Raw genomic sequence first — 26,164 nt, 5'->3', positions numbered from 1 at the left:
CCACGGGGCGGGGAGGGGGAGCAGTCAGGCGGCGGTCGTGAGCAGACCGCGCCACTCGTGCACGGTGCTGTGCACCGCGTACCGCAGAGCGTCGAGGCTGTGGTCGTCAGCCTTCACCGGGCAGTCTTCACCGCGGGCCGCGGCGGCGTCGTCCCATACATACGAGGGGAACTCGGCGAGCAGCCCCTCGCACGAGCGGTGAATGAGCAGCGCGCCGGCGTCGAGCGCGTTCGCCACGCTGCGGATGCCGTCGAGCACTGCGTTATTGGCGCGCGCCACGTTCGGATACCCATCGGCCCATAGCTGCGTGGAGTAGCTCGCCGCGCTCGGGTCGATGAACGTCCACTCGGGTCGCACGCCCTGCTCGGCGATCCAGTCGCGGACGGCGCGGCTGTACTGCGCGTCGGTCATCTGCCGGTGAGCGGCGCGGGCGTCGTGTCTCCACTCGCTCACCGCGTACAGCCGGCCGTCGACGCCGAGGCCGAGCAGGATCGCCGAGAATGGGTTGCTCGTGCCGTAGTCGATGCCGACCCAGTAGCGATGCATCTCGGGCAGCTCGTCGACGACGTGCTGCTGCTCGTCGTACATGTCGTAGATCGCGCCCTCGGCGACGACCCACTCGCCGAGGATCATTCGGCGTCGCCATAGGCCGGTGTACTCGGCGGACAGTGCCTTGACGTAGGCGGGCGATAGGGCCGGATTGTCGGCGAGCTTGAAGTGCCAGGAAGCAAGGTCGAGTTCGTGCTGCCGGTCGAGGTACTTCGCTTTGAGCCAGTGTCTCGGCCCGTCGGGGTTCGTGGTCCCGATCAGGATCGCGCCGACCACGGACAGGCGGGCGAGTAGCTGCGTGAAGAACGCTTCCGGCAGCAGCGTGACCTCATCGGCGTACGCGACGGACGCGGTCAGACCACGCAGCCGGCCCTCGGATCGAGAATCACTCGCGCCAATCAGGTGGACAACTCGGCCGAGGATCACGGCCGTTGTTGCACCGCGGGTGTGGTGGACCTCGGCCGCGGTATCCGAGAACAGCTCGGGGTCTTGCAGCGGCTCGATCACGTTCCGCTCGATCGTGGCGAGCGACCGCCCCACAATCAGGATGAGTCCCGAGGCCGGCGCCCGCCGCACGGCGAGCAGGAAGCGCAACAGGCTTGAGATCGTCTTGCCGCTCCGCACGCTGCCGTGCCACAGGTTGATACGGCGCGTGGCCTCACGGATCGAGCGCAGTTGCTTGTCGGAGAGGTGTCCCGCCGAGGGAATCACCCCCCGTCCGGTGCACCGAACTGCGGGCCGAGCAGGGCGTCGGCGAGGCGGTCGAGCATTCCGCCGGCGCTGCTGGTCTTCGTGTGGCGGGCGAGCTCGGCGACCTTGGTGTGAACTTCGGTGAGCGCGCGGGCCGCGGTCGCGTAGTCGCGGGCGTCGCGGGCAGAGTCGGCGGCGCCGACCCGCTCAACTTGAGCGAGGGCGCCGTCGAGGGCGTCGTCGGCGAGCTGCTCGCGGCGGGCGGCGGCGTCCGCCGTGCGCGCCTCGGTCGCGGCGGCGACCCGCGCCCCGCCAGAGAAAGCGAGCCCGAGCTCGGCGGCGATCTTCGAGACGGTGGCGGCGCTCCGTCCGGTCTCCCGGGCGATCTGGTTTCGGGACTTGCCCTCAGCGTGCAGACGGCGGACCGCCTCGCAGTCGGCGGACGTGATCGGCTTAGCCATGCCCACCCCCACCCGATAGATCAGTTCGTGCTACGGGGGTCCAAGCCGTACGCCACTATGTGCGGGTGGATGTCGCAGAGCTTGTTCTGAAATACGTCGAGGCACTGGTCTGGCCGTCGGTGGTTCTGGTGCTTGCGTGGTCGTTCCGTCGTCATCTCAAGCGCGCGTTCGGTCGGATGACTCGGCTGGAAACCCCTGCCGGGGCGATCGAGTTCGCGGAAGAGGCCGCGCGGACGTATGAGGAGGTAGAGAGCTCGGACACCATCCAAGCCAGTGGAGACGTGACGGTTTACGGCGGTACGTTGATGCACAGTGCCGTGGGCCACAGGCGGGAACGTGATGAAGCCATCAACCAGGCGTTGGAGTTGGTTGCGACCTCGCCGGATAGTGCCGTGATGATCGCTTGGCGAGCAGTCGAAACGGCGCTGCGGAAGACTACCCCTCAACTCCCGCAGGGGCCTGAGTCTCCGCGCATCTACAACACATCGACGACTATTCAGGCGTTGCGTCAGCACGGACTGTTGGCGCCCCACATCGCCGACACGATGCTGAACCTGTATCGCCTACGGGCGCGAGTTACGCACGGTCAGCACACTGTTCTACCGGACGCGGCGTTTGACTTCGTAGCAAGCTGCGAGTTGGTGCTCGCGCACCTCGAAGTAATCTCGAACCTTCGACCCGCCGCATAGCAGACCGCCCCGCCACCGGGGGATGGTGGCGGAGCGGAAGAACACTGGTTGTTTCCGGGCACGCCGGAGGCGCTCCCAACTCTAGGTCACGGAACGATAACGGCGCAAGGGTGATTCGTGACTCGCGGGTCAGGCAGAACGGCCGGTGCGGTTCAACCACTCCCTGTACCGCCAGGCAAGTGCGTCCCGGTGCGGGGGGCGGGGGAGGTCAAGCCGCGCGTGGACGATGCCGAGTTCGTCGAGGCTCGGGCCCTGCGGGCGAACCTCAACGGCGAGAGTGTCGGGGTGAATCGCGAAGAGGTGAGCGTCGAACGCTCGGTGAAGGGCGGCGTTCATCGGCAGGCCGTTGCGGGCGTCGGAGCTTCCGCCGTCCGCATCTCCGCGTAGATGGGCAGCTTCTATCATCTGCGGAACCGCGATGCCAGAGAGGGGGCAGCGAGGGCCATAGCGGCGGAACACTTCCAGCTTGAATCGAGCCTGATCGGGTCGGACGGTCACGGAGGAAGTCCGCTTGCGGCTGCGGTTGCCTTCCAGCGAGAACGGCTCGTCGTCTGAGCGATCCCTGTCGATGATGCGCTCGGGGGCCTTGTCGCCGAACTCGACGAGGAACAGGCTGCTCTCGTCCTCCCAACCTTCAACCCAGGCAAGTTGAACGGTGCGGTGTTCGCCCACTTCGGCGATCACGAACACGGGAAGCATGAGTTCGGCGGCGGCCTTTGTGGCGTTGACCTCGGCGAGATCACGCCCTCGGGCCTTGGTTACCGGGTAGTGGTAGAGCACTCCGGTCTCGCTGAGGTCATCGGGGTAGTGCTGGCCTGTGTGCTTGAGCCCCATGGTCGCGCCGTCGGGATGCACCTTCTTCGTGCGCGACAGGTCCGCCCAGATGCCTCGGAAGTTGCCGTATGCGCCGACATCCCGAACGGCATCGGCGGTAAGTAGTCCGTTGTCGTCTCGGCGGTCGACGAGGTTCGCCCACACTGCGAGTCGCCAAGCACGTTCCTGCTCCACCGTCTGAGAGTGGCTATCCAGCACCGTGAACCCCAGGCTGCGCAGTACCTTGTTGGTCGCTGCCTCTCCGCCGTCAAACTGATCGTTCGCCAGCGCGCCGGCGTCTGGGTGTTGATGCCCGTGGGCCACACCTGCGATGGCTTTTGCGTCGTAGAGCCGGCCGGCGTGGCTGACGTAATAGCGGGTCGAGGCGCCGAAGTCGTACCGCTTCCGGAACGCGATCCCGCCGAGGTCGTCAAACTCGGCAAGGGCCGCCTTCACGGCCTCGGCATCCGTCAAGTCTTGGATCTTCACTGGCACCTCTCAGTCGTCCGTGTCGAGTTGAGCGTAGACAACAGGACTGACAGGGCTTGCCGAGCTCGTGCCGGAGCGGCGGCCGTCCGATGCCGGGCACCCCGCACCGCGGGGAGCCCGGTGTCTACGATCGGCCGGATCTGTGGTCGACCGCCCGTGTCGAGGCGGTTAATAACACCGCATCACCGGGGTGATGCATCATTCCGGGCCCTACAGCAGGTTGGCGTACCGCGCGGCGACGACGGCGCCGGCCGCGAGGGCGAGGCAGGTCATTCCGGCCCGCACGAGGGCGAGCAGGCGTAGCGTGCCGTCGCCGCTCTGAAGTGCCTCGCGAATGATTTGAAGAAACTTCTTACGCACCGACATTTGAATTGTCTCCTCCGACGTTTCTTGTGGCAGTCACACACAGCTAGTTAGGTGTAGCAACCATCTAAATTTCGCTCAAAGAAAGATAGACACGCTCCTTGAGCGGAGCGTCTCAGTCAAGGGAAGGAGCGGGCCGTCACTTTGACGAATCGTTATCTAGCTGAGCGCTGAGGAAGACAGCAAAGGGGCCAAGCAGCAGGAAGCTGCTTGGCCCCTTGTCGTCCGCCTACGCCGCGGCGCCGATGTCCACCCCGAGCGCGGCGATCAGCTCGGGGAGGTCGTCCCACTCCCACACCCGCGCCCGCTCCGTGCGGTCGAGGGGGACGGGTGCCGAGCAGTCCCGACCGCCCGAGCAGGTCACGGCCGGCGGCCCGTCGGGGGCACTGTGCAGGGTGAGCTCGCCCTCGCACCACGGGCACGGCTCGGGCAGCAGGGTCTCGCGCTGGTCGAGGCCGAGGGCGCGCAGCACCCGGGCCTCGGCGATCCGCGCGGTACGCCTCGCTTCATGCAGCAGGTGCAGCGGCAGCACCTCGAACGGGGGCGGGGCGAGGGCGCCGCCGAGCTCGCGCTCGGGCTCGGTGTCCTCATCCTGCACGCGCCCCTCGATCCACACGCACGCCCAATGCAGCCCGTGCGCCCGCGATCCGGCCGCGCGCCGACTGTCGGGCGCGCTCGGGTCCGGGGATAGCCACGCTCGGGGGTCGCCCTGCTCGGTGCGCTGCACTGCGGCGGCGAGGGTGTCGGCGAGGTCGAACACGAGCCGCTCGACGCCGCGGCCGGCATCGAGCGCGCCGAGGTTGAGCGGGGCGGGGTGCTCGCGCAACACCAACGGCGCCCGGTCCTCGACGAGCAGCTCGTCGTCGCCCTCACGCATGATGTGCGCGAGCTGCCGCGGGGGCCAGTGATCGGCCGGCGGGGTCTCGATCGCGAGCAGCAGGTCGGCCCACCGGCCGCGGATCGTCCGCAGCGCGCGCACGGTCTCGTGCACAGCCTGTGCGTAACTCACTGGCTACCGCCCTCGGTTGCGGCCGAGCGCAGCGCCTCGACCTCGGCGGCGTACTGGTCGCGCTCGGCCTCGGCCTCGACGATGGCCTGCTCGGCGGCGGCGACGCGGTGCGTCAGTCTGAGCGCCGCGGCCTGCTGCCCGCCGGCCGAGCGGCGGAAGTTGTCGCAGTCGGTGATCTCGGCCTCGACGAGCTGCCGCAGCCGCGCCGTGTCCTCGGGGCCGAGGCCGAGCACCTGGCGGTCGGCGCGGGCGAGCAGAACCCGCAGAGCGTTGCGTCGTGCGTCGCGCACTGCCTCGCGGGCGTCGCTCCGGCCGCGCCGAGACCGGGTGCGGGGAGGGGTGGTCAGGGCCATGGTGTGGTCTCTCCGTTCTCGGCTCGGCGCGTCGTCGAGCAGGTGGTGCAGGTGGTCGTGCACGGACGGCGGCCGAGGCGGCGCAGCTCGCGGTCGAGGCGGTCGTCGATACGGACCGCGTACGCGAGGGCGGCGCCGAGGGCGAGCGCGAGCGTCACGGCGAGGGCGAGCAGGGCGGCGCTCACGGGGTTGTCTCTCCGTTCGTTCGGGCACGGCGCAGCAGTCGGTCGAGGGCGCGCCGAGCGCCGCGGGTCTCCCGCGCGCGAGGCGCGACCGGTCGCGCGGGGTAGGTGTCGGTCATGTGCCATCCGTCGATGGCGAGGCGGTCGGCGAGCGCGGCAACCGCTACGGTCGCGCGGTGCGGATGCACGTCGAGCTCGTCGGTCAGGTGCGCGGCGATCACGGCGCGCGCGGCGGCGGGAATCATCGGGCCTCGCCCCCGCCGCTGGTGTGCCGAGCGCGAGCGTCTCGTCGAGGCGCGGGCGGTTGGCACATGATGCGGGCGAGGCGCACCTGCTCGTCGTCGGTCTGCTCGCCGTCGCCGAGTTGGGCGATCAGCGCCTCGACGCGCGAGGGGTGAACGCCAGACAGGGGCCGGCGACCCTTGCCGCGGTTGCGGAAGCTGCTCCGGCACTGCTCGTCGACGGTGGCGAGGCAGTACGGGCAACGGACGTCGAGCGGGTCGGGGATGCCCTCGGCGACGAGCTGCTCGCGGTGCGCACGGCTCGGCCGGAACTGGGCGAGGTCGGCGGCGACGTGCGCGGGCATGTACCGGTGCGGCCCGTTGCCGACTCCCGACATGAGCGCGGCGAGACGCTTCTGCCCGCCAGCGTTGATCTCGGCGCGGTACTGCGCGGGGGCGGCGTGGCCGCGGGCGACTGCGGCGCGGGTGCCGAGCAGTTCCTCGCGCCATGCCTGCGGGTTGTCCGGGTCGGCGGCCGGCACGGGGTCGGTGTGCCGGTTCATGAGCTCGGCCCGGTGCGGCCCCCATGCGGCGAGCAGGTCGTGCGGCTCGATCGGCCGGTACTGCGAGGACTTGTTGCCGCCTTGCTGCTCGTAGTAGCGGCGGGTGGCGCGGGCGGCGTCCCATCCGGTTTCGGGCATGGTGGCTGGGACGTCGGCGACGGCGGCGGTCCACTCCGAGATGGTGCGGGCGGACTGCTGCGGGTCGGCGAGGGCTCGGCGTACTCGGCTGTCGAGGGTTCCGGCGAACGCCAGCAGTGCGGCGATCTGTTCGGGCGTCATGAGCGGCTCTCCTTTTGGGCGAGCAGGGCGAGGCCGGCGGCGAGGTTGTCGGCGTAGCTCGCGGTCGAGGTCGACGCCCGAGGCGGCGCGCTCGGCGCCGGCCGGTCGAGGTCGGACCAGACCTTGAGCCAGTAGCGGGCACTCTTCGGTGCCTCGCCCGGATTGGTGCGGCGGGCGGCGAGGTCGACCAGGGCCTCGACGCCGTGTGCCTGTGCGAGCCGATTGACGTCGCGCTGCTCGCCGAGGCCGAGCGACCACCGGACAGTGATCGAGGCGGCGACGAGAGCGGCGTCGAGCGGACGCAGTTCGGGAATCAGCGCTGCCGCGGTGTTCGTCGCGCGCGGCTGCTGCTGTTCGTCTTGTAGAGAGCTTCTTTTGTTCTGGGGGCCGGTAGTCGGCCCCCCGGGGGCCGATGTCCGGCCCTCCCCCGGGCCGGTAGTCGGTCCCCCCGGGGCCGATCTCCGGTCCTCCCCGGGGCCGCTCACCGGTCCCCGGGGGGCCGATGTCCGGCCCGGGTCGGTATCCGGTCCGGGCCGATCTCCGGCCCCCCTCGTATCGAGCAGGGGGAGGCGGTAAACCGTTTCTCCACCGGGGCCGAGCTTGCCCTCGACGACGGTGAGCTCGCCCGAGGCGAGCAGGGTGTCGACGGCGTCGCGGACGGTGGATCGGGCGGCGCGGGTGCGGCGGATGAGCGAGGCGGTACCGGCGTAGGCGACGCCGTCGGCGTCGGCCCGATCAGCGATTGCGAGCAGAACCAGACGAGCGGCGCCTCGGCTGCCGGACTGGGACCAAACCCGATCCGTCGCGGCGAGGCTCAACGGAACGTCTCCTTACGGGTATCGGCGAGCCCGGAGGTTCGGGCCGGCCGGCGAGCGCGGCGGGCGTATGGGCGGGGCACCGGTTGCCGACGATGTAGCGGCGGGTGCCGATCGCGCGGCAGTAGGCGCCGGCGGCGCCGTCCCAGAAATCGCAGATCAAGCCACGGACTCGGCGCCGACGTAGCGGGCGTAAACCCGGTGCTCGACGCGCCCCTGCTCGACGACAGACCGGGCGACCGCCTCGAACTCGCCCCCGGGGTACGCGGCCAGTCGGCCACTTCGGATGGCCTGCGCGGCAGACGACGCTCGGGCGATCGACCCGAGACGCTGCACGATTGCCCACTCGCCCGAACGCTCAGCGAGCTCCATCGCGATCAACGCGTGCTTGGTGTTCCGGCTGCGCGGCGGCGGGCCAGCAAAGACAACACTCACAAGATCCCCCCATGTGTTCCTGAATTCGAACAGCAGCAGTCAACGGAGCCCGTTCTAGACTGGTTTGCCTGTTGCTGTTCTCGAACAAGAACAACCGTACGTGTGGCGGATTCGGCACGTCAATGCAGTTCAGGGGTGTGCAATCCGGGGTGATGGCTGCTTATATAAGATCGTTCGCGTTCTGCGACAAGAACGGAGATGAGAACCCGTGTCCCCCACAGGCGGCGAGAGCTCGACGCCCTTCACCGACATGGTTCGCGAGGTGCTCGCCGTCCCAGGCGCCACCCTGCGAAACGTGGCCGAGCGGGCAGTCGACCCCGAAACGGGCAAGAAGCTCCAGTGGACAACCCTCGCGAAGATCAAGAACGGTGAGAGCTACCGGCATGACCGATGGATCGTCGGCGCCATCGCTGCGGCGACCGGTCGATCGCTGGTCGACGTCAAGCGCGCGGCTGCGGCCGAGTGGGTCGGGCTGACCGCCGGCGACATCCTCGGCATGTCGACCCCCGAGGTCTCGGTCGTCGTGGCCTACAAGCCTGGAACGCGGGCCGATGGGCTGACGTTGGTTAAAGACGCGCTCAAGAAGCTCGATCTTGAAGGCGCAACGATCAAGGTGCTGGGTGAAGGTAACTCAGGGTCCTAGTCGCGTGACCTGCGGCGATGTGGGCGCTAATGTGGTTCGGGCCTTGCCTCGGGCATATGTTCGAGTGAGGCTCTCGCCATGCCACGAGGGGGGCATCTTGTACCGCGTCCGCCGTACCCGACTCGACGACAAAGCACCCGCAGCAGGTCGCGCCACTGCTGATAAGCGCGACATCCTGCTCGACGACAGACACATCACCGACACCGGGGCCATAGCCCTTGAGGCTGTCCTGAACGCCTTGCCCCCCACCGCCGGCGGTCAGGACCGAGCCCCGAAGTGTCCACAGCCGACCCCCGAGCCGGGCAAGGCGTAGCAGCGGAGAAGGGGCCGCACGGGCACGAGCCGTGCGGCCCCTTCTGCATGTCAGGGGTCCGGTGTAGCGTGGCGTTCGAAGGGGCATCGTTTGCGCAGGTCAGACCGCGTTTCCTGAGTGCCCGGCGCGTGCCCAATGCGTGCCCAATGCGTGCCCGAACTGCTCTGAACCGGTTGTCACGGGTTGGCACGGAGAAGCGCCGCCGCAGGGCGTTGACCTGCGGTTACTGCCATACGGCGGCACTTCGTGAACCTATCCGACAGGAAGCATCTGGCGCTCGTAATGCGTAGGTCTCGGGTTCGAATCCCGAAGGCGGCTCCAAGGGAAACCGCAGGTCAGGACTCTGACTTGCGGTTTCTTGTTTTCTTGAGCTGACTGTTGCCTCCGACATCGAGGTGCTGGCCCGCTTCGGCCGCGCGCTCGCTGACCCGATCCGCTGCCGACTGCTGCTCGCGCTGCGCGAGGCCCCGGCTCACCCTTCCGATCTCGCCGACGCCCTCGGTATCTCCCGCACGAGGCTGTCGAACCACCTGGCGTGCCTGCGGGACTGCGGTCTGGTCGTCGCCGTGCCTTTCGGTCGCCGCACCCGCTACTGGCCGATGAACGCCTCGGGCACGCGTTGGACGACCTGCGCAACGCCGTGGTGGCGGTCGAGGCGGACCGGACCTGCCCGGACGCGGAGACGGAGGGCTGCTGCTGATGGCCGCGATATCCCTCGGGCCGTCCCCGGCACGGCGTGATGCGCTGGCACGCCGGAAGCTGATCAACCCGTCAGTCACCTAAGTCATCGGTCGCGTTGACGGCCCCGAATGTTCCAGTCCTGGCAGAAGCCAGGACTGGAACGGGGCCAGCGCGGCCAGGACCAGGAACACGACACCGACCGCCGTACTGAACACCGGTCCCAGCCGCCACAGCTTCTCGATGAAGATGACGACCGCGAGTCCGGCCATCGCCGCGATGTTCATGGTGCCGAGCGGTACAAGGACGATCATGAGGCCCCAGCGGCAGCCCACGCAGTAGAGCCCGTGGTGGGCCCCGACGCGCAGATCGCGGGCGTGCGACCGGTAGCCGGCGTAGCGCACGAGTTGGCCCATGGGGCTTCGGCAGTGGCGCAGGCGCACGTTCTTCAGCGGACTGAGCTGATGAAGTCCGGCGAGCAGAAAGGCTCCGGCGCGGATCCAGCGCCCGGCGTCGGGGTGGCTGTCGACCAGGTTGCCGGTCACCGTGAGGATCCCGTAAACCACGAGTCCGAGTGCCGTCCAAGCGATCAGGTATCCGCCCACGAACTGCGCGGTCCGCGCTGCCCGGACGGCGCCGGACGACTGACGGCCGATGGCCGGACCCAGGTGATGGCCACCGGCGACACGGACGGGAACATCATGGCGGCCATCATGATCACCCAGAGCAGCAGGAACAGCGGCAGGCCGAGGCCCATCGCCCCTGGCCCCATCTCCGTGTCGTCGGCCTGCCCGACCACGAGGAGCCAAGCGAGCAGGGCGAGCAGCAGCATGAGGGGCCAGGCGATGGTCATCTCCCGGGCGGGGAGCAGATTGCCCGGCCGCATGGGCGCGGAGAGGGATGCCCGATTACGGAACACGCTTCCAGCGTCACCACAGAAGGCGGCCGCCTGCGAGGCATCGGCTCCGTCCCGGACGCCTTGGCTCTCCTGCGGCATAGGGAGGAGGATGGAGGTGATGGCCCGTGTCACCGAGCGGATGCGGTGTCCCGCGGCGGCGTTTTCCCCGCGAGATTGCCGACCACCTGATTCACCCGGTGTGGGTCGCGAGGAGGCGAGGACATGACGGAGACTACGAAGTCTGTTCCGAAGTGGCATGCGTCCGGGGACTGGTTCGACACTTGTAAGTGCGATGTGCCGTGCCCCTGCTCGTTCGCACAGCCGCCCACCTACGGTGACTGCGAGGGAGTCCTGGCCTGGCATGTGCGCGAGGGACGCTACGGTGATGTGCCGCTGGACGGCCTCAACGTGCTGATGGTCGCCTCGTTCGTCGGCAACGTGTGGGCCGAGCACTCCGATGCGTACGGGGCCGTCTTCCTTGACGAGAGGGCCGACGATGCGCAGCGCGAGGCACTGCAGATGATCTTCAGTGGTCAGGCCGGCAGCTGGCCTGCCGAAATGATCAGCATGTTCGGAGCCGAGATGCGTGGCATGGACTTCGCCCCCATCGAGGTGCAGGTCGACGAGGACCTCGGCGGTTGGAAGGCCACCGTTCCGGGCCGGGTCGAGGCGAGTGCGATGGCCCTCACCGGACCGACGACCCCCGAGGGGGCGCGTGTGCAGTCCACCAACCTGCCGGGATCGGAGACCGGTCCGGGGCAGGTCGCGACCTGGGGCCGCGCGACCGCGGACCGCGCCGACGCCTTCGGCTTCCGCTGGAGCCGGGAGGGTCAGTCCAGCAAGCACATCACCTTCGACTGGTCGGGTCCGACCTGAAGCCCGCTTCTTCGATCATGCCGTGGTGGGGCTGAGCGGTCTGTGGGAGTCTGACACCCGTGTGGTGCAGGCAGGGGGGCGGGTCCAGGGCTGCCGGATGTGGCCAAAGGGTGGCCGGACGCCTGTGGATGGTGCGGCACGAGATACCGGCGCTCAGCACGACGCAGGTGGTCTGATCAGGAACAACAGCATCCCGCGGCATCAGTTGTCGGCGTACGACCTAAGCTGGCTCTGGCAAGATTTTCGTAGCCGGAGATCATCCTGATGCGGGCAGTCGCCCGGTTTGCGGGGCGGGCAGCCTTTGAGTGTGTTCTGTTGAACTGTCAAAGCTGTTACCGCACTTGGCCGGGTTACTGGTGTTCTCCGCTGATACTTCCGGTCCTGTCGTGGTGATTGAAGCTCGTACCCGATCCCGTGTTCCTGCGGGGTGCAGCGGGTGCGGTGTCCTGAGCGACTGGATCCACAGCCGCTACGTCCGGCACCTCGCCGATGCGGCGCTCGGCGGCCGGTCGGTCCGGATCGACTTGTCCTTGCGCCGTCTGTACTGCGAGAACCCGTCCTGTCCGAAGGTGACCTTCGCCGAACAGGTGCCTGGGCTGACCGTCCGCTACCAGCGGCGGACGCCGCTGCTGCAGCACCTGGTCGAGTCGGTCGGTGTTGTGCTGGCGGGTCGGGGCGGGGCCCGGATGCTGCGGGTCCTGAACGTCAGACTCTCGCGGTGCACCGTGCTCGCCCAGTTGACGCGGATGCCGCTGCCGCCGCTGGTCACACCCCGGGTGCTGGGGGTGGACGACTTCGCGCTCTACGGCGACACCTAGGGCACCCTCCTGGTCGATGCCACCACCCGCCTCCCCCTCACCCTCTGGGAGGGCCGGGACGCCGAACAGCTCAGCCGATGGCTCCGCGCGCATCCCGGCGTTCAGATCGCCTGCCGCGACGGCTCCCTCACCTACCGGCAGGGCATAGCCGACGGCGCCCCCGACGCCGTCCAGGTCAGCGACCGCTTCCACCTGTGGCAGGGCCTGTCCCGGCGCGTTCAGGGAAATGCCGCAGCCCACCGCGGCTGCCTGCCAGCCGCTCTCCCCGCCTCCGAACCAGCCGGTCCGGAGCCTCCTTCGACGACAACAGAACCCGGGCCCGACACGCCCGCCAGTCGGCACGCCCGGCGCCTTTTCGAGGCCATCCACGCGCTGACCGATGCCGGCCGCCCCTACAGTGCCACGGCCCGCGAACTCGGGCTGGACCGCCGCACCGTCCGCAAATACGCCAGGGCCCGCAGCTGGCACGAGGTGATGCGCCGCCCTCCCCGCCGCCCGTCAACCTTGGATGGCACCGCTGCGACGCGGCCTGCCTCTGGACGAGCCCCGCGAACGACCGCCCTCTCCACGCGAAGCCGCACGCTGGATCATCGCCGGCCCGGTCCGGCACGGCCCGCAGACGGCGGAGCGTCTGCGGCGGCTGCTCGAACACTGCCCGGAACTGCACCGCACCCACGAACTGGTCCGTCAGTTCGCCGCCATGCTCGATACGTGCGACGCCACACCGCTGCCGGCCTGGCTCGATGACCTCACCAACAGCGGACTTCCGCACCTCGCCGGCATCGCCACCGCCCTGCGCGAAGACCGGCACGCGGTCGCCCAGGGGATCACCAGCCCCTACAACTCCGGAGGCAGCAAGGGCCGCATCACCGACGTGAAGCTCCAGAAACGCATCATGGCAGGCCGCGCCGGCGTCCCACTCCTCCGCCACCGAGTCGTACTGATCGCCCACCTACGCGCCGCTACGCGGACCAGCCAACCCTCACCCCGGAATGATCTCCGGCTACGACAGAGCCACACCCACCAGTACGCCGACACCCCCGAGCAGCAGCACTACGACCTCACGGCTTGATCAGGGACTTACCTGAAGACATAGACACGCCCAGAGTTGACGTCCGGGGTGTCCTCGGGTGTCCTGCTGCAATGTCTGATCTTCGCATCCAGCAGCCGGACGGCGACACCACGCTCAAAGACTGGCAGTACGCCCACAACGTGATCATTCCTACCCACTCCCTCTCTCTGGACGAGGTACGGGAACGTGCCCGGCGCAACCACCTGGAGATCGCGTATCTCGATGACGATCTTGTGGGCTGCAGCACGGTGCGCCCGCCGACGGACGAAACACCGGCTGCCACAGTCATCGCCCGCGTGCTCGCCGCTCACCGCAGGCGGGGGTTCGGCGAGGAACTCTATGCGCACGGGCTCAACCGGGCCCGGCAACTGGGGGCCGAGGTGATCGAGACCGTCGTCCTGTCCTCCAACGAGGACGGACTGCGGTTCGCGCTCAAGCACGGCTTCGTCGAGACCGAGCGATACCTGCTGCCTGGAGACACCGTCCCCTGGATCGACTTGCGGCTCTCCTGACCGGGACAGACCGCGCCCTCACGGCCTGCGCAACAGCTCCTGCAAATGAGCCACACCCATCGACCGACCGCTGCACAGGGATGATCTCCGGCTACGAAAATCTTGCCAGAGCCACGTTCACGTGTACGCCGACATCAGTCGTCACGAGGCGGCACGATCAATCGTGGCCTCGCAATGCGTAGGTCTCGGGTTCGAATCTCGAAGGCGGCTCAGAGGAGCCCCAGGTCAGGTAATCGCTCACTGGGGTTTTCTGTTGCCTGGAGCATGGCGCGTCACATGGGGGCGCCGTGGGATGGCTCGTGTGAGCGGAGGGGCTTCGCGGTCCTGCTGCTATGGGCCCCTCTCCACCTGACAGCCGGGGGGTCCGACAGACGCTCACCGCCTGCGCATCGCGCGAGGTGGAGTGTTCGCGCCGGTGAGGTGCGGACCATGACGTGGGACATCGCCCACCGGGCGCGGAGGCCGAGGAGGCGGGCTGGTGGTCGTAGTCGCGGACCAGGCGCCGGTGCGATATCAGGATTCGGTAGGTCTGCTCGACCTTCCACCGCTTCGGCTGCGGGACGAACCCCGTCTGCTGCGGGTTGCGTTCGACGGCCTCGATGTCGATACCCAGGCGGGTGCCGTGCGCGGCAAACCTCGACTGCCGCACGACGTGGGCGTTCTGCTCCAGGATCCCGGCGTGGGCGTCGGTGAACATCTCGCTGAGGTGGCTGACACGCGGCCGGTCGAGTCGCCGGTCGCCGAGGTGCGGCTTGAGGTGCACGCGGACATCAGTCTCGTATCGGCTGATGCTCGACTTCCGGATGCGCTTGCCGGCGAGCCATCGGTCCAGCCATTCGCCCACGGCCGGGCTGCCGACGAGGTCCTGGCCTGTCTTCACCGTTGCCGGCCATGGGGTTGGTGGCGCCGCTCGTCGGTATTGACCTTCGAGTTGGTTCAAGCTCAATGATGGCGAGGTGCCGAATTCTGAGCTGATGCCGATCGGGGTCTTTGCCCAGCGCAGTGGTCTGACCCCCAGCGCGTTGCGGTTCTACGCTGACTCCGGGCTGCTGCCCCCTGCCGAAGTCGACCCGATCTCGGGCTACCGCTACTACAGCGCTGACCAGGTTGCGCGGGCGACCGTGCTGCGTCAACTCCGTGAGATTGCTATGCCCCTCGCTGGTGTCGAGGCGGTACTGGGCTCTGGGGCTGACGAGGCATCCCGGCTGCTCGATGAGCATGTGTCGAAGGTCGTTGGAGACGCGGCGGCAGCACAGCAGAAGGCTGCTGTCATCAAGTCCGCGCTCGGCGATGTGCCAAGCCTGCCGATTGCGGCGCAGAAGGGTCCCGTGCTGGCGGATGCGGTCGAGCAGGTCCTGACCGCGACGGCACATGAGCCCGGGATGCTGGTACTCGCCGGCCTGCGCATCGAGGTAGGTCATGAGGCGGTCACCCTGACCGCGACTGACCGCTACCGGCTCGCCACCCGAACCCTGGTGCCGACTGGACCACCGAGGCGGACGTGGGCCGGCACGGTCGACGGGGACGAGCTGCGGGCCGCGGTCGCGGAGATCCGCCGCAGCGCGCTGGTGCGACTCGAAGCGGTGCCGTACGGGATCTGGCTCCGTGTGCAAGACGGGGAGGACCGGCATTGCCGGTTGCTGCCCGATGAATTCCCCGACTATCGGCTGATGCTCGCGTCACTGGGCGAGATCACCACCCGTGTGACGGTCTCGAAGGCTCTGCTTCTACGAGCCCTGGAAGAACACACCGGCGAGCGCATCGCGCTGCACGTTACGGCCCACGGAGTGAACGTCGTTTCAGCGGATGACGAACACCCCGACATCCCGCTCCCCGCTACCGCGACGGGGCAGGCCCTCCAGATCTGCTTCGAGCTGACCACGCTCTATCCCGCCGTGAGCACCGCGATCGGCCCCGACGTGATGCTCGACCTGAGGGGAAGCGACCAGCCCGTCACGATCCGCTCCGCCGACCGCGGCGATCTCACCACTCTGGCCATGCCCATCAAGTCCGACCACACCGCCTGAGAAAGACGACGAGGAACATCCATGCCCACCGCACCCGCCAGCCACGACCCGACCATGGAAGCCATGAGCCACGCCGTCACCAAGGGCCGAGCCGGTGGCATCGCTTCTGCACGCCAAGAACTTCTGAGCCTGTGGTCCGCGATCGGTGTCACCGGCGACGCGATGCACCGCTGCTCTCTCGCTCACTACCTGGCAGATCTCTACGAAGATCCCGCCCAGGCCCTGGCCTGGGACGTCCGGGCCCTGGACGCCGCCGACGCCGTCACCGAGCAGCGCGTACAGGAGCACCACACCAGCCTCCACATCGCCGGCTTCTACCCCTCCTTGCACCTCAACCTTGCCGACAACTATCGCCGACTCGGCTCCTTCGAAGCCGCCACCGAGCACATCAACGCGGCCAGAGCACACGCCCCCGATCTTCCGCAGGATGCCTACGGCGACCTTCTTCGTGGCGCCATCCACGAGGTCGCCGAGGCCATCGCCGGGCGGGACCGCACACGGCGAGCCTCTGCACCCGGCTCCCCTGCGTGATGCACACCGAGCGGAAGCACCGAGCCGTTCGAACGAGCCGTCCGGGCTGCGCTGACGCTCTTCACCGACTCCTGACGCCGCGCCGTGCCGGTTCCCCGGGCGGAGGGGGCGCCCGCCTTCCTGTCGAGGCTCGCGCGTCACCGGCCTCATGGCGGACTGCCGGGCCGACAGGGCGGCCTGCCCCCACACCGGCCACCCGGTGAACAACACCGCCGCCAGGGCCTTGGACGCGGTGACGTACGCCAGCCGAATGCCGGGCCGCCCGTTCGTACGGACTGCCCTGCGCATCCAGACGGCTACGCCGCCTCGGTCAAGGAGGCCGAAGCCGGGGCGGATGCCCTCAGCCGGCGGCCGAAGACAACCGCCAGCAACCCCATGAGCATCAGGATCGGCAACCCCTCCAGAGGCGCCAGCTCGGGACTGGCCACGCCGGCCACGGTGACCAGCACGAAGGCGCCCGCCGCCACGATCACCGCCCGCAGCAGCCGGGTGTCCGTGGGAAGCGCCAAGGCGAGGAAGGCGACGCCGGCGGTCGCGGCGGCGGTCTTGAGGTGGGCAATCACGTACATGGTCATCATCGGCGCCGCCGTGAGCGGCTCCACCGCAGACGACTGCGCCGCGTGGACGGCGAGCACGGCGTTCTCCACCGTGTCCAGGGCGCCGGCCGCGATCACCGCGGCGAGGCTGAGCGCGCCGAGCGGGCGGGAGACGGCCAGGGCCCTGGCCGCGGCGAAAGTCGTCACGTAGGCGACGACGAAGACGGTGTCGAAGGCCATCCACAACAGCACGGCATCGGGGCTGTAGTTGAGGGGCCGCAGGAAATCGTCGAGGGGCAGCGGCACGTCAGTGGGCTGGAGGTGCACGTCCGCGTGAGCGGCGGCAAGGACCTGGAAGGCCACCGCGCATGCGATGGTCACAAGAGCCCCCGTCAGACCGGCGCGGTGCAGCGCACGGGCCGCGGGCGTCAGGGGTGCGGTCATCGGGCGTTCTCCGTCCCGGAGGCCGGAAGAACGGTGTCGGGGCTCAGGTGGCCCCCGCCCCGGTGGGACTCCATCTGCTCGACGACGTGGACCAGCCGGTCACGCAGGCCGACGAGTTCCTCCATCTGCCGCTCCACGTTCGCGATGCGCCCGCGCAACAGCTCGACGGTGTGGTTCACCGGGCAGTCCGGGACCTGCTCGCAGGCATCCGCCAGCTCCTTGATCTCCTCCAGCCTCAGACCGAGGTGCTGGCCGACCCGGATGAAGGCGAGCCGGTCGAGCGCCTCGGGTGGGTATCGACGGTGATCGCCGCTGGTCCTCTCCGCAGGCGCCAGAAGCCCCTCCCGCTCGTAGAACCGGATGGCGTCCACCGAGACGCCACCGGCGCGTGCCAGTGCTCCGGTGCTGAGCCGGGATACTCCCGGCGATATCGCTGTGGCCATGTCCACGACGCTAAATCCTGGACACGGCTCCAGCTTCAACCTCCAGCTTCGTGACCTCCATCACAGGGCGCCGCCAAGGTCCCCGAAGCGCCGCAAGAAAGCATGCGTCCGGGCCCGGGGCGGGAAGTCGGCCGGCATCGACCGCCATCCGGGCGCCCACGTGGTGAGCCTGGTTGCGAAACCGAACGAGCGCCTGCCAAGAGGCCCTGTCCGCACGCCGGTTCGGCCCGGCGATCACCCGATCTCGGTATGAACATTCGACGCGCGCGTCCGACGGCCGCCAGAACAACAGCCGGTCAAGGCCGCTCATTCGGCGCGTCGTCGAGGGGACGAGGTGCAAGGTGCAGCGCTTCGGCGCGGCACATCAAGCGCCTGGCGAGAGGGCCTGCGACGGCTGCCCGCGGAACCGTCCACGGCGGCATCTTCAGCGGCATCAGTGGTCCGGGTGTCGCGGCGGTCGTGTGGTGGACCGGAACCGTTGACTCAGAAGCCATCCGCCACTGTCAGAACTCCGTTGCCACGCAGCACGCCGCGCGTCGATCAAGGTCGCAAGCCTCTCATCAGCGGAAGTGGGATTCGGCAGCACAACCCGGCACCACTCGGAAACGCGTAGGTCTCGGGTTTTCGAATCCCGAAGGCGGCGCCCTTCGTCTACTCGCGCTGTCGCAGGGCGAGTACGGCGTTGTGGCCGCCGAAGCCGAAGGAGTTGCTGAGGGCGAGATCGCCCCAGGTCGGCAGGGGGCGGGGGACGAAGGTGACCACGTCCAGTGCTATGGCGTCGTCGGGGTTGGCGCAGCCGATGGTGGGTGGGATGAGGCCGTGGTGGAGGGTGAGGGCCATGGCGACGGCTTCCACGGCGCCGGCGGCGCCCTGGAGGTGGCCGAAGTGGCCCTTGAGCGCGGTGACCGGTACGGGGCCGTGGGGGAGTCGGTCGTCGAGGACCTGGTGCAGGGCCCTCGCCTCGGCCAGATCGCCCTCGACCGTTGAAGTGGCGTGGGCGTTGACGTGGACGATGTCCTGCGGCTGCGCTCGTGCGTCCTGGAGGCAGCGTCGGATGGCTCGGGTGATGCCCGCGCCCGTGGGGTCGGGCGCGGCCATGTGGTGGGCGTCGGACGACAGGCCCCAGCCGGCGGCCTCGCAGTAGATGTGGGCGCCGCGTGCCAGGGCGTGCTCCTCGGCCTCCAGGACGAGGACGCCGGCGCCCTCGCCGTGCACGAAGCCGTCACGGGTCTTGTCGAAGGGGCGGGAGGCGCCGAACGGCTCGTCGTTGCGGGTCGACAGGGCCCGCATGGCGGCGAAGGAGGCCATCACCGTCGGTGTGATGGCGGCTTCGGCGCCTCCGGCCAGGGCCACGTCGAGGTGGCCGTGGCGGATCCGGTCGATGGCCGTCCCGATGGCCTCCGTACCCGAGGCGCAGGCGCTCACCACGGTCCGCGCCTCGCCGGTGATGCGCAGGTCGATCGAGATCTGGGAGGCGGACTGGGAGGGCACGGTCATCGGGGCGGTCAGGGGAGGCACGCCCCGAGGGCCCCTGGCGCCCAGCCCCCTGTCGGCGTCGACCAGGACCGGAGCGCCTCCGATGATGGTGCCCATCGAGACGCCGACCCGCTCAGGGGGCAGGCCCGCCGCCTGGGTTCCGGCCGGGTCGAAGCCGGCGTCCCGCCACGCCTCGCGAGCCGCGAGGACCGCGAACTGGGCCGATCGGTTCATGCGTCTGGCCTGCGGCCGGGACAGCAGGGAGGCCGGATCGACCGCCGCGGGGGCTCCGATGCGTACCGGCTGGCCGGCGAACTCCTCGCCGGTCAGTTCCCGTACGCCGCAGCGGCCGTCGAGCAACCCCTGCCACAGCGTGGGCACATCGGCGCCCAGTGGTGTCACCGCGCCGAGGCCCGTGACGACGACTCGTCGGGCCGGTGTGCTTCGTTCGCTCATGTCGTCCGGACCGGTCGGCCGAGCAGCAGCTGAGCGCTGTCGGGGGCGGGGTGGGCCAGCACGCCCAGGGTGTTGGCGTGGTGGCGGACCAGCGTGCGGTGGATGTCGCGGTCGCGCGGGAGCCCGGGCTGCTCGTGCGACGTCATCACACAGCGGACCGTGCCCTTGCGCACCCATGCCGTCGTGCCGTCCAGCCGAATCGTCGAGCCGATCCAGGACTGCTCGGGCCCGGTGTCATCCGCCGTCTCCTCCGTCTCCTCCGTCTCCGCCGTCTCCCCCGTCTCCTCCGTTTCCACCAGTACGTTGGGGCGGAAACGCCGTACGTCCCAGTCCCCGTCCGGGTGGAACTTCCGGGCGGCACGCAGGCCGGCCGTGGTCAGGACGTGTAGCGGCGACTTGGTGTCGAACAGCATCCCCGGCTGCGTGGAGATCTCCTTGACGGCGTCGGATCCGTCGATGGCGCCCTTCTCGAACGTGGCCCGCTGCCCGGGGACGGCGGCCATCAGGCGCAGCTCACGACCGAGCCAGTCCGACAGGTGACGGGCCAAGGCCGCGTCCCCGGCCTGGAACTCGCCCCGTCCCGGCAGGTCGACCAGGACTCCGTCGGCCGGGCAGGTGCGCGCCGAGGCCAGCAGCAGCCGGGCCTCCCTCTTGGCGGAAAGGATCTTCCCCGAGGTGATGTCCAGGACCGCCCAGGCGCGGTCGCCCGCGATCCCCCGGTCCGTCACGGTGGCTTCCCGCAGGCGTTCTCCGCCCATGGATTTCACCGGGTAGCGCCAAATCTGCGCGACCGAACCCAGTCGTCCCCCCACACGCACTCCTTCTTCGAAGTTCCCTCGATGCGGTCCCGGGCAGGTTACCCCGACTGCCCGTCCGCACCGAGTGACATGGGTAACCGGCAAATAATTGCCGGTTGTTGTAGCGCTCTGTCACCGGAAATTCTTTGCCGGTTGACAACGAAAATGGCTGAACTCAATACTCGATCCGGCACGGCCGGTACCGGTGCTGCGTGACTCTGTCGCCACCGGCAGCCATTCCCGCCCATCACCTTTCGAGGACTTTCCTGGCATGCCCCTTTTCAATGCAGCGCGGCTCGACATGGTGCGCTACCAGAACGGACAGAATCAGCTGCATACGGGTGTGAAGTCCGTGGCAGCGGATTCCTACCGGAGTCGTTTCGGCCGCTGGGAGGAGCGGGCGAGCGTACGCGCCAAGCCCCAGCGCGTCCTCGAAGGCGGCGGCGAGCACTGCTTGTACTTTCCGCCGGAGTTCGTCCCGGTGGCCACGCACCCACTGGTCGCCGAGCGTGGTCAGGAGTGCGTGGAGCGGATTCTCGTGCACCGTCTGTTCCACTACCTCCACTTCACCGTTGATCTGGAACAGGTGGCGGTCATCCCGATCAGTTCCCAGATCAGCCGTGGCCGGGCCGGCCTTCATCTTCCCGAGAGGATGAAGGAGGACGCTTTCAAGATCAGCACGGACGAGGCGTGGCACGCGCAGTTCACCTACGACATGCTCAAGCAGGTCGAGCGGCAGACCGGGGTGCCGGCTCACATGCCCGAGCTGCCCCAGTTCATCGAGCGTCTCGACCGGGTCCACCGGCACATGGACCCGGACCTGCGGGGCATCGACGAACTGATCTTCGCCGTGGTGAGCGAGACGTTGATCTCCAACATGCTCGCCGATCTGCCCCGTGACGAACGGCTGCCCAAGGCGGTACGCGAACTGGTCGCCGACCACGCGGAGGACGAGGGCAAGCACCACGCCTATTTCAGCAGCCTGCTGGAGTATGTCTGGCCCGCCCTCAGCCGGGACCAGCAGCGGCGCATCGGTCCCTGGATTCCCGAGCTCATCTTCTCGTTCCTGGAGCCGGACTACCGTGCCATGAGCTACGGACTCCACGAATCCGGTTTCCGCGCGTCGGAGATCGACCAGATCGTGCACGAGTCGTATCCGCGAGAGGTCGTGGCCGAGACCATCAGGGAAGCCGCACTGGCCACCATCCATTACTTCAGGGGAGTGGGTGTGCTGGACGATCCGGCCACCCGGGACGCATTCCTGGCCGCCGGGCTCATCGACCAGGTCTGAGCCGACATCCCATTCCTTCGCCATATTTCAGGAGAGCACCGTGGTAAATGTTCGACGTGCCGTCCCCGCGGATGGTGAGGCCGTCCGCCGTATCCTCTTCTCATCGCTGTGCGAATATGGAATTCCCGCCGACCCGACCGGCGCCGACGCCGAGGTGATGGTGTTCGGGGAGCCCACCGGTACCGGCGCCGTGTATCTGGTCGCGGAGGAGGGCGGCGAGGTGGTCGGCTCGGCGGCCCTCGTCCCGCACCACGGGAAGGGCTCGAAGGGCCCCCGGCTCACCACCCTGTGTGTACGGCCCGACCGGCGTGGCCGGGGCGTCGGCCGGGAGCTGCTGCGGGCGGCCGTGCGCGGCGCCGCGGAGGCGGGACACGAGGAGATCTTCCTGGCGGTCCGGCCCGTCTGCCGCGAGGCCGTCAGCCTCTTCGAGGCCGAGGGCTGGCTGCGCGGCCCCGACCAGGCCGGCCAAGGCCCCGAGCGCCTCTACAGCCTGCCGCTGCACCGGCACCGGACCGCGGAGCTGAGCCGACCATGAGCCACCCACGACAGCAGTCACGCGACGTACTGGTACACCAGGCCGTCTGGGAGGCGGAAGGCGTCCTGGGGCTGGTCCTCGTCGATCCCCACGGCAAGGACCTTCCCGAGTGGGAGCCGGGCGCGCACATCGACGTGACCCTCCCCTCGGGTCTGATACGCCAGTACTCGCTCTGCGGTGACCCGCGGGATCGCTCCCGGTACCGCATCGGGGTGCTGCGCGAGCCGCACGGCCGGGGCGGCTCGGCGGAGATCCACTCCACCCCGCTCGTCGGCACCACCCTGCGGATCACCGGACCGCGTAACCGCTTCGCCCTCGTCGACGCGGACCACTACGTGTTCATCGCGGGCGGTGTCGGCATCACGCCGATCCTCCCGATGGTCCGTGAGGTCGCCGCACGCGAGGACTCCCCGACCTGGTCCCTGCTCTACGGCGGGCGCTCCCTGGCCACCATGGCCTACCAGGACGAGATCCAGGAGATGTCCCGTGGCCGGGCGACCCTCATACCCGAGGACAGGCTGGGGCTTCCCGACCTGGACGAGGCACTCCAGGGGCTGCCCGCCGGCGCCGCCGTCTACTGCTGTGGGCCGGAGGGGCTGCTGAGGGCGGTGGAGGACCGCTGCGACCGGTGGCTGCCCGAAGGCGCGCTGCACCTCGAGCGCTTCGGCGCCGCGGAGGAGTCCCCCGCCGCGGGAGAGGAGGCCGGGGACACCGAGACGTTCGTGGTCGAGCTGCGCCGTACCGGATGCTCTCTGACGGTTCCCCCGGACCGGAGCGTCCTCTCGGTGGTGCGCGAGGCCGTGCCCGGTATCCCCTCCTCCTGCGAGGAGGGCTACTGCGGCACGTGCGAGACGACGGTTCTGGAGGGGACGCCCCTCCACCGTGACACCCTGCTCACCGACGAGGAGCGGGAGGCCGGTGACACGATGATGATCTGCGTGGGCCGCTCCCGGTCCGGAAAGCTCGTACTGGACCTGTGAACACGCTCTCCGCCATAGGCTCTTTCCTGATCGTGGCGACGATGCTGATGGTGGCCCCGGGGCCGGACACCGCGCTGGTGCTGCGCGCCTCCGTGGTCCAGGGCAGACGCCACGCCTTCGCCACCGTCCTCGGCATCAGCACGGGCGCCGCCTCCTGGGGTGTCGCCGCCGCACTGGGCATCTCGGTGCTGGTGACCACGTCGCCCACGGCCTACACCGTCCTGCGTCTCGCCGGTGCGGCCTACCTGGTGTGGATGGGCGCCACCATGGTGTGGAAGACCTTCCGCCGCGACCGGGCCGACGGCGCCGCGCAGGACGGTGCGTGGTCCAGCGCCGCGGCCGCCGAGCCCCCGGTGCGCGCCTGGCGCCGGGGAATGACCACCAACCTGCTCAACCCCAAGGTCGGCGTCTTCTACGTCGCGATGCTGCCTCAGTTCATCCCGGACGGCGCGTCACCCCTGGGGATGGGCCTCGCGCTGTCGTTCATCCATGTGCTGTTGGGCGTGGTCTGGTTCACGCTGCTCATCTACGGGACCGTCCTGGCCCGCCGATGGCTCCAGCGGGCGAAGGTGCAGCTCGGCATGGACCGTGCCACCGGTACCGCGCTCGTCGGCTTCGGACTGCTGCTCGCCCTCTCGGGCCAGTAGCCCTACAGGCCCCCGCGCGGGCTGCCCCCGCGCGGGCTGCCCCCGTCGGTGCGGGTGATGACGACGAAGCGCGAGTCCTGCCGGTACGAAGGGATCAGCACCCGCGAGACGACCTGGAGCACCTCGTCGCCGAACCGCGGCAGCCGCAGGCGGAAATGGTGGCCGTCACGGTAGGCGACGACCTTCGGGTCCTCGTCGTGCAGCCGCCGGCAGTCGGGGTCGCTCAACACCTCGTCGGCGAGCCGGGCCAGGGTGTGGTTCCGCGGGTTGCGGGCCTGGGCGAACCGGAGCAGGGACAGGTACTGCTTGGCGTGCTCCACCCAGTCGAGCAGCTGCTCCCGCGCCTGATCGGTGGTCAGCACCCAGCGCAGGAGGTTCGCCCCCGGCTGCCGTACCCAGGGGAACCACTCGGCCATGGTCTCGTTGGCGCCGACGATGTCCCACTGAGAGTCGCTCAGATAGGCGGGGTGCGGAAGCTGGAGCTCCAGGAGCTCACGCAGCGACTCGAAGCCCGACAGGTCGTCCTCGAATCCCGAGGACGCGCTGCCGAAGGCGATGTGGCGGAGCGCCATCTGCTCGTCCTGGTCCAGGACCAGCACCTCGCTCAGACGCTCCAGGAGCTGTGGGGTCAGCCGCACTTCGGCGCCGCGCTCCATGTCGCGGTACCACCGCTCGCTGACGCCCATCCGCTTGGCCGCATCGGCCTGCGTGAGAGCCTTGCCGAGGCCCAGCCGCCGCCCGGCCTGCGCTCGCCAGGTGCGCAGCAGCCCGGGTGTGCCGGAGCCGACCGCGGGGTGGGGATCGGACGACTGGCTCATCGAGTGGGCTGCTTCCTCTGTCGCATTGCTCTGCAGGACCAGAGAATATCTTCATATTGATCATGTTCTGCATGTTGCGAGAGTCACAGGGGCGCCGGGGCTCTGGCGCTCGCCACCGGCCGTCCGTCACGCCCTGACCGCGCCTTGAGGCCGTCCGTCACAGCGCGTCGACCGCGCCGACCTTCCACCCCTTGTCGGTACGGACCAGGGTCATCCGGACCCGGTTCAGGTCGACGCGCGGGACGGACACCTGGGTGCTGGTGGTGACCTGGTTCATGAAGAGCAGCACCACCGCCCGGTCCGGCGACGCCCGCACGACCGAGACCGCCGGGGTCGTGTCGCCGGCCGCGGGCTTCGCCACCGTGGCCTTCACCACGCCCTGGTACTTCTCGGCGGTCGGCGCCACGACCGTCTTCGTCGTCTTCGTGTACTCGTCGAGGAACGGCGCCGTCAGATGGCCGCGGGCCGCCGCGAAGTCCCGGTCCAGACGACGGTAGTCGTACGACAGGATGACCGGTGCCGCCTTCCGTGCCGCCGCCGTCGCCGCCGTACGCGCCTCGTCCGTGCGCCGCGCGTCGCGGTACTCCAGGCCAAGGACGGTGGTCGCGGCCAGGCCCGCCGTCACCAGGGCGGCCAGCGCCGCGGTGAGGAGCCGGGGGCGGGGGCGGCGTACTGCATTCCTGCCCGGGTCCTTCGTGGTCGGGCGCTTCCACCTCGGGGTGCGTCGCGGCGCCTCCTGGGCCTCCGGTGCCTCCTGCTGGGCCTCCCGCGCGTCCCGCGTGTCCGTGACGCGTGCTCTCTCGGCTCGTTTCGCCGCCGCTCGGGCGGCCGCTGCCACGCTCATCGGCTTCGGCACGTGTGCTCCTTGCTCGGTACTCGGTACTCGGTACTCGGTACGGGAGGGCGGTCAGCCGACGAACTCGACGTTCGACGTCAGCCAGCGCCCGCCCTCGTACACCAGGTCCAGCTGCAGCCGGTAGTTGCGGGACGTGCCCTGCGGGGCCGACAGGTTGGTGACCTTGCTGTCGGCGACCACCAGGACGCGGGCCGTGCGCTCGTCGGACTCGACGATGCCCGCCTCCAGGACCTGGCCCTCGGAGACCGACTTGTTGGTGGCCACGAGCTTCGTCAGCTCCGCGGTCTGCGCCGAGAACTGCTCGGCGAACTCGCCGGTCGCGCCGCTCAGCACGTTCTTGCTGTCCCGGTCGTAGTGCCGGTAGTCGAGCGAGGTGAAGTTGAGCGCCGACTGGCGGGCCGCCGCCAGGATGTCCTGGTCGCGGCCCGCCTCCTCGGCGCGCTCGTACCGCTCCGTGCCCAGCCAGCCGGTCGTGGCCGCCAGCGTCGCCGCCACGAGCCCGAGCGCGATGCGGAGCGCCCTCCCCCGTCCGGGTCCTTCGACGGCACTCGCGCCCGCGCCCTTGCTCTCGCTCTCGCCTGCGCTCTTGCCTCTGCCTATGCCCAC

Annotated in this window: 32 protein-coding genes and 5 pseudogenes; 15 read left to right on the top strand and 22 right to left on the bottom strand. The window is 69.3% G+C overall.

Annotation, left to right across the window (positions count from 1 at the left end):
• Window positions 1-24: 24 nt before the first annotated feature.
• The gene (locus FVS66_RS30680) at window positions 25-1,257 is read right to left on the bottom strand and encodes a PBSX family phage terminase large subunit (protein ID WP_399226636.1); all 1,233 of its coding nucleotides are present in this window, start codon (window positions 1,255-1,257) and stop codon (window positions 25-27) included.
• Window positions 1,257-1,700 (bottom strand): helix-turn-helix domain-containing protein, encoded by a 444-nt coding sequence (locus FVS66_RS30675; protein WP_149184504.1) that lies wholly within the window; start codon window positions 1,698-1,700, stop codon window positions 1,257-1,259. The genes FVS66_RS30680 and FVS66_RS30675 overlap by 1 nt, the downstream gene beginning before the upstream one ends.
• Before the next feature lie 65 nt (window positions 1,701-1,765).
• Between FVS66_RS30675 and FVS66_RS30670 the strand changes: the two genes are divergently transcribed.
• Entirely contained in the window at window positions 1,766-2,389 is a 624-nt protein-coding gene (locus FVS66_RS30670; RefSeq protein WP_149184503.1) for a hypothetical protein, read from the top strand.
• 129 nt (window positions 2,390-2,518) lie between these two features.
• Here FVS66_RS30670 and FVS66_RS30665 read toward each other — a convergent pair whose 3' ends face one another.
• From FVS66_RS30665 to FVS66_RS30625, 9 genes are all read right to left on the bottom strand, one after another.
• Window positions 2,519-3,676 (bottom strand): HNH endonuclease signature motif containing protein, encoded by a 1,158-nt coding sequence (locus tag FVS66_RS30665; RefSeq protein WP_316248235.1) that lies wholly within the window; start codon window positions 3,674-3,676, stop codon window positions 2,519-2,521.
• Window positions 3,677-3,901: 225 nt separating this feature from the next.
• The gene (locus FVS66_RS35295) at window positions 3,902-4,057 is read right to left on the bottom strand and encodes a hypothetical protein (protein ID WP_187645761.1); all 156 of its coding nucleotides are present in this window, start codon (window positions 4,055-4,057) and stop codon (window positions 3,902-3,904) included.
• A gap of 226 nt (window positions 4,058-4,283) precedes the next feature.
• Window positions 4,284-5,045: a hypothetical protein gene (locus FVS66_RS30660; RefSeq protein WP_262387296.1), complete on the bottom strand. Its 762-nt coding sequence runs from the start codon at window positions 5,043-5,045 to the stop codon at window positions 4,284-4,286.
• A 14-nt stretch (window positions 5,046-5,059) separates the two neighbouring features.
• Window positions 5,060-5,416 (bottom strand): hypothetical protein, encoded by a 357-nt coding sequence (locus tag FVS66_RS30655; protein WP_149184501.1) that lies wholly within the window; start codon window positions 5,414-5,416, stop codon window positions 5,060-5,062.
• Window positions 5,407-5,601 (bottom strand): hypothetical protein, encoded by a 195-nt coding sequence (locus tag FVS66_RS30650; protein ID WP_149184500.1) that lies wholly within the window; start codon window positions 5,599-5,601, stop codon window positions 5,407-5,409. Before FVS66_RS30650 ends, FVS66_RS30655 begins: the two co-directional genes overlap by 10 nt.
• Entirely contained in the window at window positions 5,598-5,843 is a 246-nt protein-coding gene (locus FVS66_RS30645) for a hypothetical protein (RefSeq protein WP_149184499.1), read from the bottom strand. The genes FVS66_RS30650 and FVS66_RS30645 overlap by 4 nt, the downstream gene beginning before the upstream one ends.
• Window positions 5,840-6,661 carry a hypothetical protein gene (locus FVS66_RS30640; RefSeq protein WP_149184498.1) on the bottom strand — a complete coding sequence of 274 codons (822 nt, stop codon included), beginning with the start codon at window positions 6,659-6,661 and terminating at the stop codon, window positions 5,840-5,842. The genes FVS66_RS30645 and FVS66_RS30640 overlap by 4 nt, the downstream gene beginning before the upstream one ends.
• Window positions 6,658-7,479, bottom strand: a complete 822-nt coding sequence (locus FVS66_RS30635; RefSeq protein ID WP_149184497.1) for a hypothetical protein — start codon at window positions 7,477-7,479, stop codon at window positions 6,658-6,660. The genes FVS66_RS30640 and FVS66_RS30635 overlap by 4 nt, the downstream gene beginning before the upstream one ends.
• A 156-nt stretch (window positions 7,480-7,635) precedes the next feature.
• On the bottom strand, window positions 7,636-7,848 hold the full coding sequence (locus FVS66_RS30625) for a hypothetical protein (protein WP_149184495.1): 213 nt from the start codon (window positions 7,846-7,848) through the stop codon (window positions 7,636-7,638).
• A 271-nt stretch (window positions 7,849-8,119) separates the two neighbouring features.
• On the opposite strand from FVS66_RS30625, the gene FVS66_RS30620 reads away from it, so the two are divergent.
• The gene (locus FVS66_RS30620) at window positions 8,120-8,554 is read left to right on the top strand and encodes a hypothetical protein (protein WP_149184494.1); all 435 of its coding nucleotides are present in this window, start codon (window positions 8,120-8,122) and stop codon (window positions 8,552-8,554) included.
• Between the two features lie 684 nt (window positions 8,555-9,238).
• A pseudogene (locus FVS66_RS30615) lies at window positions 9,239-9,567 on the top strand (ArsR/SmtB family transcription factor).
• Between the two features lie 79 nt (window positions 9,568-9,646).
• Here the strand turns inward: FVS66_RS30615 and FVS66_RS36650 are convergent.
• Window positions 9,647-10,150, bottom strand: a complete 504-nt coding sequence (locus tag FVS66_RS36650; protein ID WP_316248234.1) for a DUF2182 domain-containing protein — start codon at window positions 10,148-10,150, stop codon at window positions 9,647-9,649.
• On the bottom strand, window positions 10,135-10,464 hold the full coding sequence (locus FVS66_RS36645) for a hypothetical protein (protein WP_316248233.1): 330 nt from the start codon (window positions 10,462-10,464) through the stop codon (window positions 10,135-10,137). Before FVS66_RS36645 ends, FVS66_RS36650 begins: the two co-directional genes overlap by 16 nt.
• A 201-nt stretch (window positions 10,465-10,665) precedes the next feature.
• Here FVS66_RS36645 and FVS66_RS30605 point away from each other — a divergent pair, with 201 nt between their 5' ends.
• From FVS66_RS30605 to FVS66_RS30590, 6 genes and pseudogenes are all read left to right on the top strand, one after another.
• Complete coding sequence (locus FVS66_RS30605; protein ID WP_149184493.1) at window positions 10,666-11,319, top strand: DUF1326 domain-containing protein; 654 nt, start codon at window positions 10,666-10,668, stop codon at window positions 11,317-11,319.
• Between the two features lie 305 nt (window positions 11,320-11,624).
• Window positions 11,625-11,813, top strand: a pseudogene (locus FVS66_RS36950) (ISL3 family transposase); the annotation flags it as partial.
• 75 nt (window positions 11,814-11,888) lie between these two features.
• A complete protein-coding gene (locus FVS66_RS36350) occupies window positions 11,889-12,137 on the top strand; it encodes a hypothetical protein (protein WP_149184492.1) in 249 nt (82 codons plus the stop codon).
• Window positions 12,138-12,146: 9 nt separating this feature from the next.
• Window positions 12,147-12,293 (top strand): annotated as a pseudogene (locus FVS66_RS36345) (hypothetical protein); the annotation flags it as partial.
• A 352-nt stretch (window positions 12,294-12,645) separates the two neighbouring features.
• Window positions 12,646-13,209, top strand: coding sequence for a hypothetical protein (locus FVS66_RS36340; RefSeq protein ID WP_262387295.1), 564 nt, complete (start codon window positions 12,646-12,648; stop codon window positions 13,207-13,209).
• Window positions 13,210-13,280: 71 nt separating this feature from the next.
• Complete coding sequence (locus tag FVS66_RS30590; RefSeq protein WP_149184491.1) at window positions 13,281-13,721, top strand: GNAT family N-acetyltransferase; 441 nt, start codon at window positions 13,281-13,283, stop codon at window positions 13,719-13,721.
• Window positions 13,722-14,143: 422 nt separating this feature from the next.
• Here the strand turns inward: FVS66_RS30590 and FVS66_RS36640 are convergent.
• Window positions 14,144-14,346: pseudogene (locus FVS66_RS36640) on the bottom strand (IS5/IS1182 family transposase); the annotation flags it as partial.
• 6 nt (window positions 14,347-14,352) lie between these two features.
• A pseudogene (locus tag FVS66_RS36335) lies at window positions 14,353-14,592 on the bottom strand (site-specific integrase); the annotation flags it as partial.
• A gap of 85 nt (window positions 14,593-14,677) precedes the next feature.
• Between FVS66_RS36335 and FVS66_RS30575 the strand changes: the two are divergent.
• Together FVS66_RS30575 and FVS66_RS30570 are read left to right on the top strand one after the other, a co-directional pair.
• Window positions 14,678-15,748: a MerR family transcriptional regulator gene (locus FVS66_RS30575; RefSeq protein WP_149184490.1), complete on the top strand. Its 1,071-nt coding sequence runs from the start codon at window positions 14,678-14,680 to the stop codon at window positions 15,746-15,748.
• Between the two features lie 21 nt (window positions 15,749-15,769).
• Complete coding sequence (locus FVS66_RS30570) at window positions 15,770-16,279, top strand: hypothetical protein (protein ID WP_149184489.1); 510 nt, start codon at window positions 15,770-15,772, stop codon at window positions 16,277-16,279.
• A gap of 296 nt (window positions 16,280-16,575) precedes the next feature.
• Here the strand turns inward: FVS66_RS30570 and FVS66_RS30565 are convergent, their stop codons facing one another.
• The 4 genes from FVS66_RS30565 to FVS66_RS36330 form a co-directional block, all read right to left on the bottom strand.
• A complete protein-coding gene (locus tag FVS66_RS30565; protein ID WP_149184488.1) occupies window positions 16,576-17,259 on the bottom strand; it encodes a hypothetical protein in 684 nt (227 codons plus the stop codon).
• Window positions 17,256-17,702: a MerR family transcriptional regulator gene (locus FVS66_RS30560; RefSeq protein WP_149184487.1), complete on the bottom strand. Its 447-nt coding sequence runs from the start codon at window positions 17,700-17,702 to the stop codon at window positions 17,256-17,258. The genes FVS66_RS30565 and FVS66_RS30560 overlap by 4 nt, the downstream gene beginning before the upstream one ends.
• 651 nt (window positions 17,703-18,353) lie before the next feature.
• Window positions 18,354-19,634: a beta-ketoacyl-[acyl-carrier-protein] synthase family protein gene (locus FVS66_RS30555; protein WP_316248231.1), complete on the bottom strand. Its 1,281-nt coding sequence runs from the start codon at window positions 19,632-19,634 to the stop codon at window positions 18,354-18,356.
• Window positions 19,631-20,446: an MOSC domain-containing protein gene (locus FVS66_RS36330; RefSeq protein ID WP_149184485.1), complete on the bottom strand. Its 816-nt coding sequence runs from the start codon at window positions 20,444-20,446 to the stop codon at window positions 19,631-19,633. Before FVS66_RS36330 ends, FVS66_RS30555 begins: the two co-directional genes overlap by 4 nt.
• Before the next feature lie 256 nt (window positions 20,447-20,702).
• On the opposite strand from FVS66_RS36330, the gene FVS66_RS30545 reads away from it, so the two are divergent.
• The 4 genes from FVS66_RS30545 to FVS66_RS30530 are packed head-to-tail and all read left to right on the top strand — an operon-like array spanning window position 20,703 to window position 23,884.
• Window positions 20,703-21,722, top strand: a complete 1,020-nt coding sequence (locus FVS66_RS30545; RefSeq protein ID WP_149184484.1) for a diiron oxygenase — start codon at window positions 20,703-20,705, stop codon at window positions 21,720-21,722.
• Between the two features lie 40 nt (window positions 21,723-21,762).
• Window positions 21,763-22,257, top strand: a complete 495-nt coding sequence (locus FVS66_RS30540; protein WP_149184483.1) for a GNAT family N-acetyltransferase — start codon at window positions 21,763-21,765, stop codon at window positions 22,255-22,257.
• Window positions 22,254-23,237: a PDR/VanB family oxidoreductase gene (locus tag FVS66_RS30535; RefSeq protein WP_149184482.1), complete on the top strand. Its 984-nt coding sequence runs from the start codon at window positions 22,254-22,256 to the stop codon at window positions 23,235-23,237. Before FVS66_RS30540 ends, FVS66_RS30535 begins: the two co-directional genes overlap by 4 nt.
• Window positions 23,234-23,884 carry a LysE family translocator gene (locus FVS66_RS30530; RefSeq protein WP_149184481.1) on the top strand — a complete coding sequence of 217 codons (651 nt, stop codon included), beginning with the start codon at window positions 23,234-23,236 and terminating at the stop codon, window positions 23,882-23,884. The genes FVS66_RS30535 and FVS66_RS30530 overlap by 4 nt, the downstream gene beginning before the upstream one ends.
• A gap of 2 nt (window positions 23,885-23,886) precedes the next feature.
• Here FVS66_RS30530 and FVS66_RS30525 read toward each other — a convergent pair whose 3' ends face one another.
• The 3 genes from FVS66_RS30525 to FVS66_RS30515 all read right to left on the bottom strand — a co-directional run bounded on the left by FVS66_RS30525 (window position 23,887) and on the right by FVS66_RS30515 (window position 26,164).
• The gene (locus FVS66_RS30525; RefSeq protein WP_149184480.1) at window positions 23,887-24,702 is read right to left on the bottom strand and encodes a helix-turn-helix transcriptional regulator; all 816 of its coding nucleotides are present in this window, start codon (window positions 24,700-24,702) and stop codon (window positions 23,887-23,889) included.
• Window positions 24,703-24,859: 157 nt separating this feature from the next.
• The gene (locus FVS66_RS30520) at window positions 24,860-25,558 is read right to left on the bottom strand and encodes a hypothetical protein (protein WP_399226621.1); all 699 of its coding nucleotides are present in this window, start codon (window positions 25,556-25,558) and stop codon (window positions 24,860-24,862) included.
• A 51-nt stretch (window positions 25,559-25,609) separates the two neighbouring features.
• Window positions 25,610-26,164: a hypothetical protein gene (locus FVS66_RS30515; RefSeq protein WP_399226619.1), complete on the bottom strand. Its 555-nt coding sequence runs from the start codon at window positions 26,162-26,164 to the stop codon at window positions 25,610-25,612.

Source organism: Streptomyces sp. TRM49041, from assembly GCF_008271805.1.
GTDB lineage: Bacteria > Actinomycetota > Actinomycetes > Streptomycetales > Streptomycetaceae > Streptomyces.
This window is presented reverse-complemented; position numbering and strand designations above follow the sequence as displayed.

Bases quoted from the DNA above. Each gene is read 5' to 3' on its own strand.
- FVS66_RS30565 (WP_149184488.1), bottom strand. From the start codon at position 17,259: ATGACCGCACCCCTGACGCCCGCGGCCCGTGCGCTGCACCGCGCCGGT.
- FVS66_RS35295 (WP_187645761.1), bottom strand. From the start codon at position 4,057: ATGTCGGTGCGTAAGAAGTTTCTTCAAATCATTCGCGAGGCACTTCAG.
- FVS66_RS36340 (WP_262387295.1), top strand. From the start codon at position 12,646: ATGGCACCGCTGCGACGCGGCCTGCCTCTGGACGAGCCCCGCGAACGA.
- FVS66_RS30645 (WP_149184499.1), bottom strand. From the start codon at position 5,843: ATGATTCCCGCCGCCGCGCGCGCCGTGATCGCCGCGCACCTGACCGAC.
- FVS66_RS30560 (WP_149184487.1), bottom strand. From the start codon at position 17,702: ATGGCCACAGCGATATCGCCGGGAGTATCCCGGCTCAGCACCGGAGCA.
- FVS66_RS30590 (WP_149184491.1), top strand. From the start codon at position 13,281: ATGTCTGATCTTCGCATCCAGCAGCCGGACGGCGACACCACGCTCAAA.
- FVS66_RS30545 (WP_149184484.1), top strand. From the start codon at position 20,703: ATGCCCCTTTTCAATGCAGCGCGGCTCGACATGGTGCGCTACCAGAAC.
- FVS66_RS30625 (WP_149184495.1), bottom strand. From the start codon at position 7,848: ATGGAGCTCGCTGAGCGTTCGGGCGAGTGGGCAATCGTGCAGCGTCTC.
- FVS66_RS30640 (WP_149184498.1), bottom strand. From the start codon at position 6,661: ATGACGCCCGAACAGATCGCCGCACTGCTGGCGTTCGCCGGAACCCTC.
- FVS66_RS30525 (WP_149184480.1), bottom strand. From the start codon at position 24,702: ATGAGCCAGTCGTCCGATCCCCACCCCGCGGTCGGCTCCGGCACACCC.
- FVS66_RS30675 (WP_149184504.1), bottom strand. From the start codon at position 1,700: ATGGCTAAGCCGATCACGTCCGCCGACTGCGAGGCGGTCCGCCGTCTG.
- FVS66_RS30555 (WP_316248231.1), bottom strand. From the start codon at position 19,634: ATGAGCGAACGAAGCACACCGGCCCGACGAGTCGTCGTCACGGGCCTC.
- FVS66_RS30570 (WP_149184489.1), top strand. From the start codon at position 15,770: ATGCCCACCGCACCCGCCAGCCACGACCCGACCATGGAAGCCATGAGC.
- FVS66_RS30605 (WP_149184493.1), top strand. From the start codon at position 10,666: ATGACGGAGACTACGAAGTCTGTTCCGAAGTGGCATGCGTCCGGGGAC.
- FVS66_RS30535 (WP_149184482.1), top strand. From the start codon at position 22,254: ATGAGCCACCCACGACAGCAGTCACGCGACGTACTGGTACACCAGGCC.
- FVS66_RS30655 (WP_149184501.1), bottom strand. From the start codon at position 5,416: ATGGCCCTGACCACCCCTCCCCGCACCCGGTCTCGGCGCGGCCGGAGC.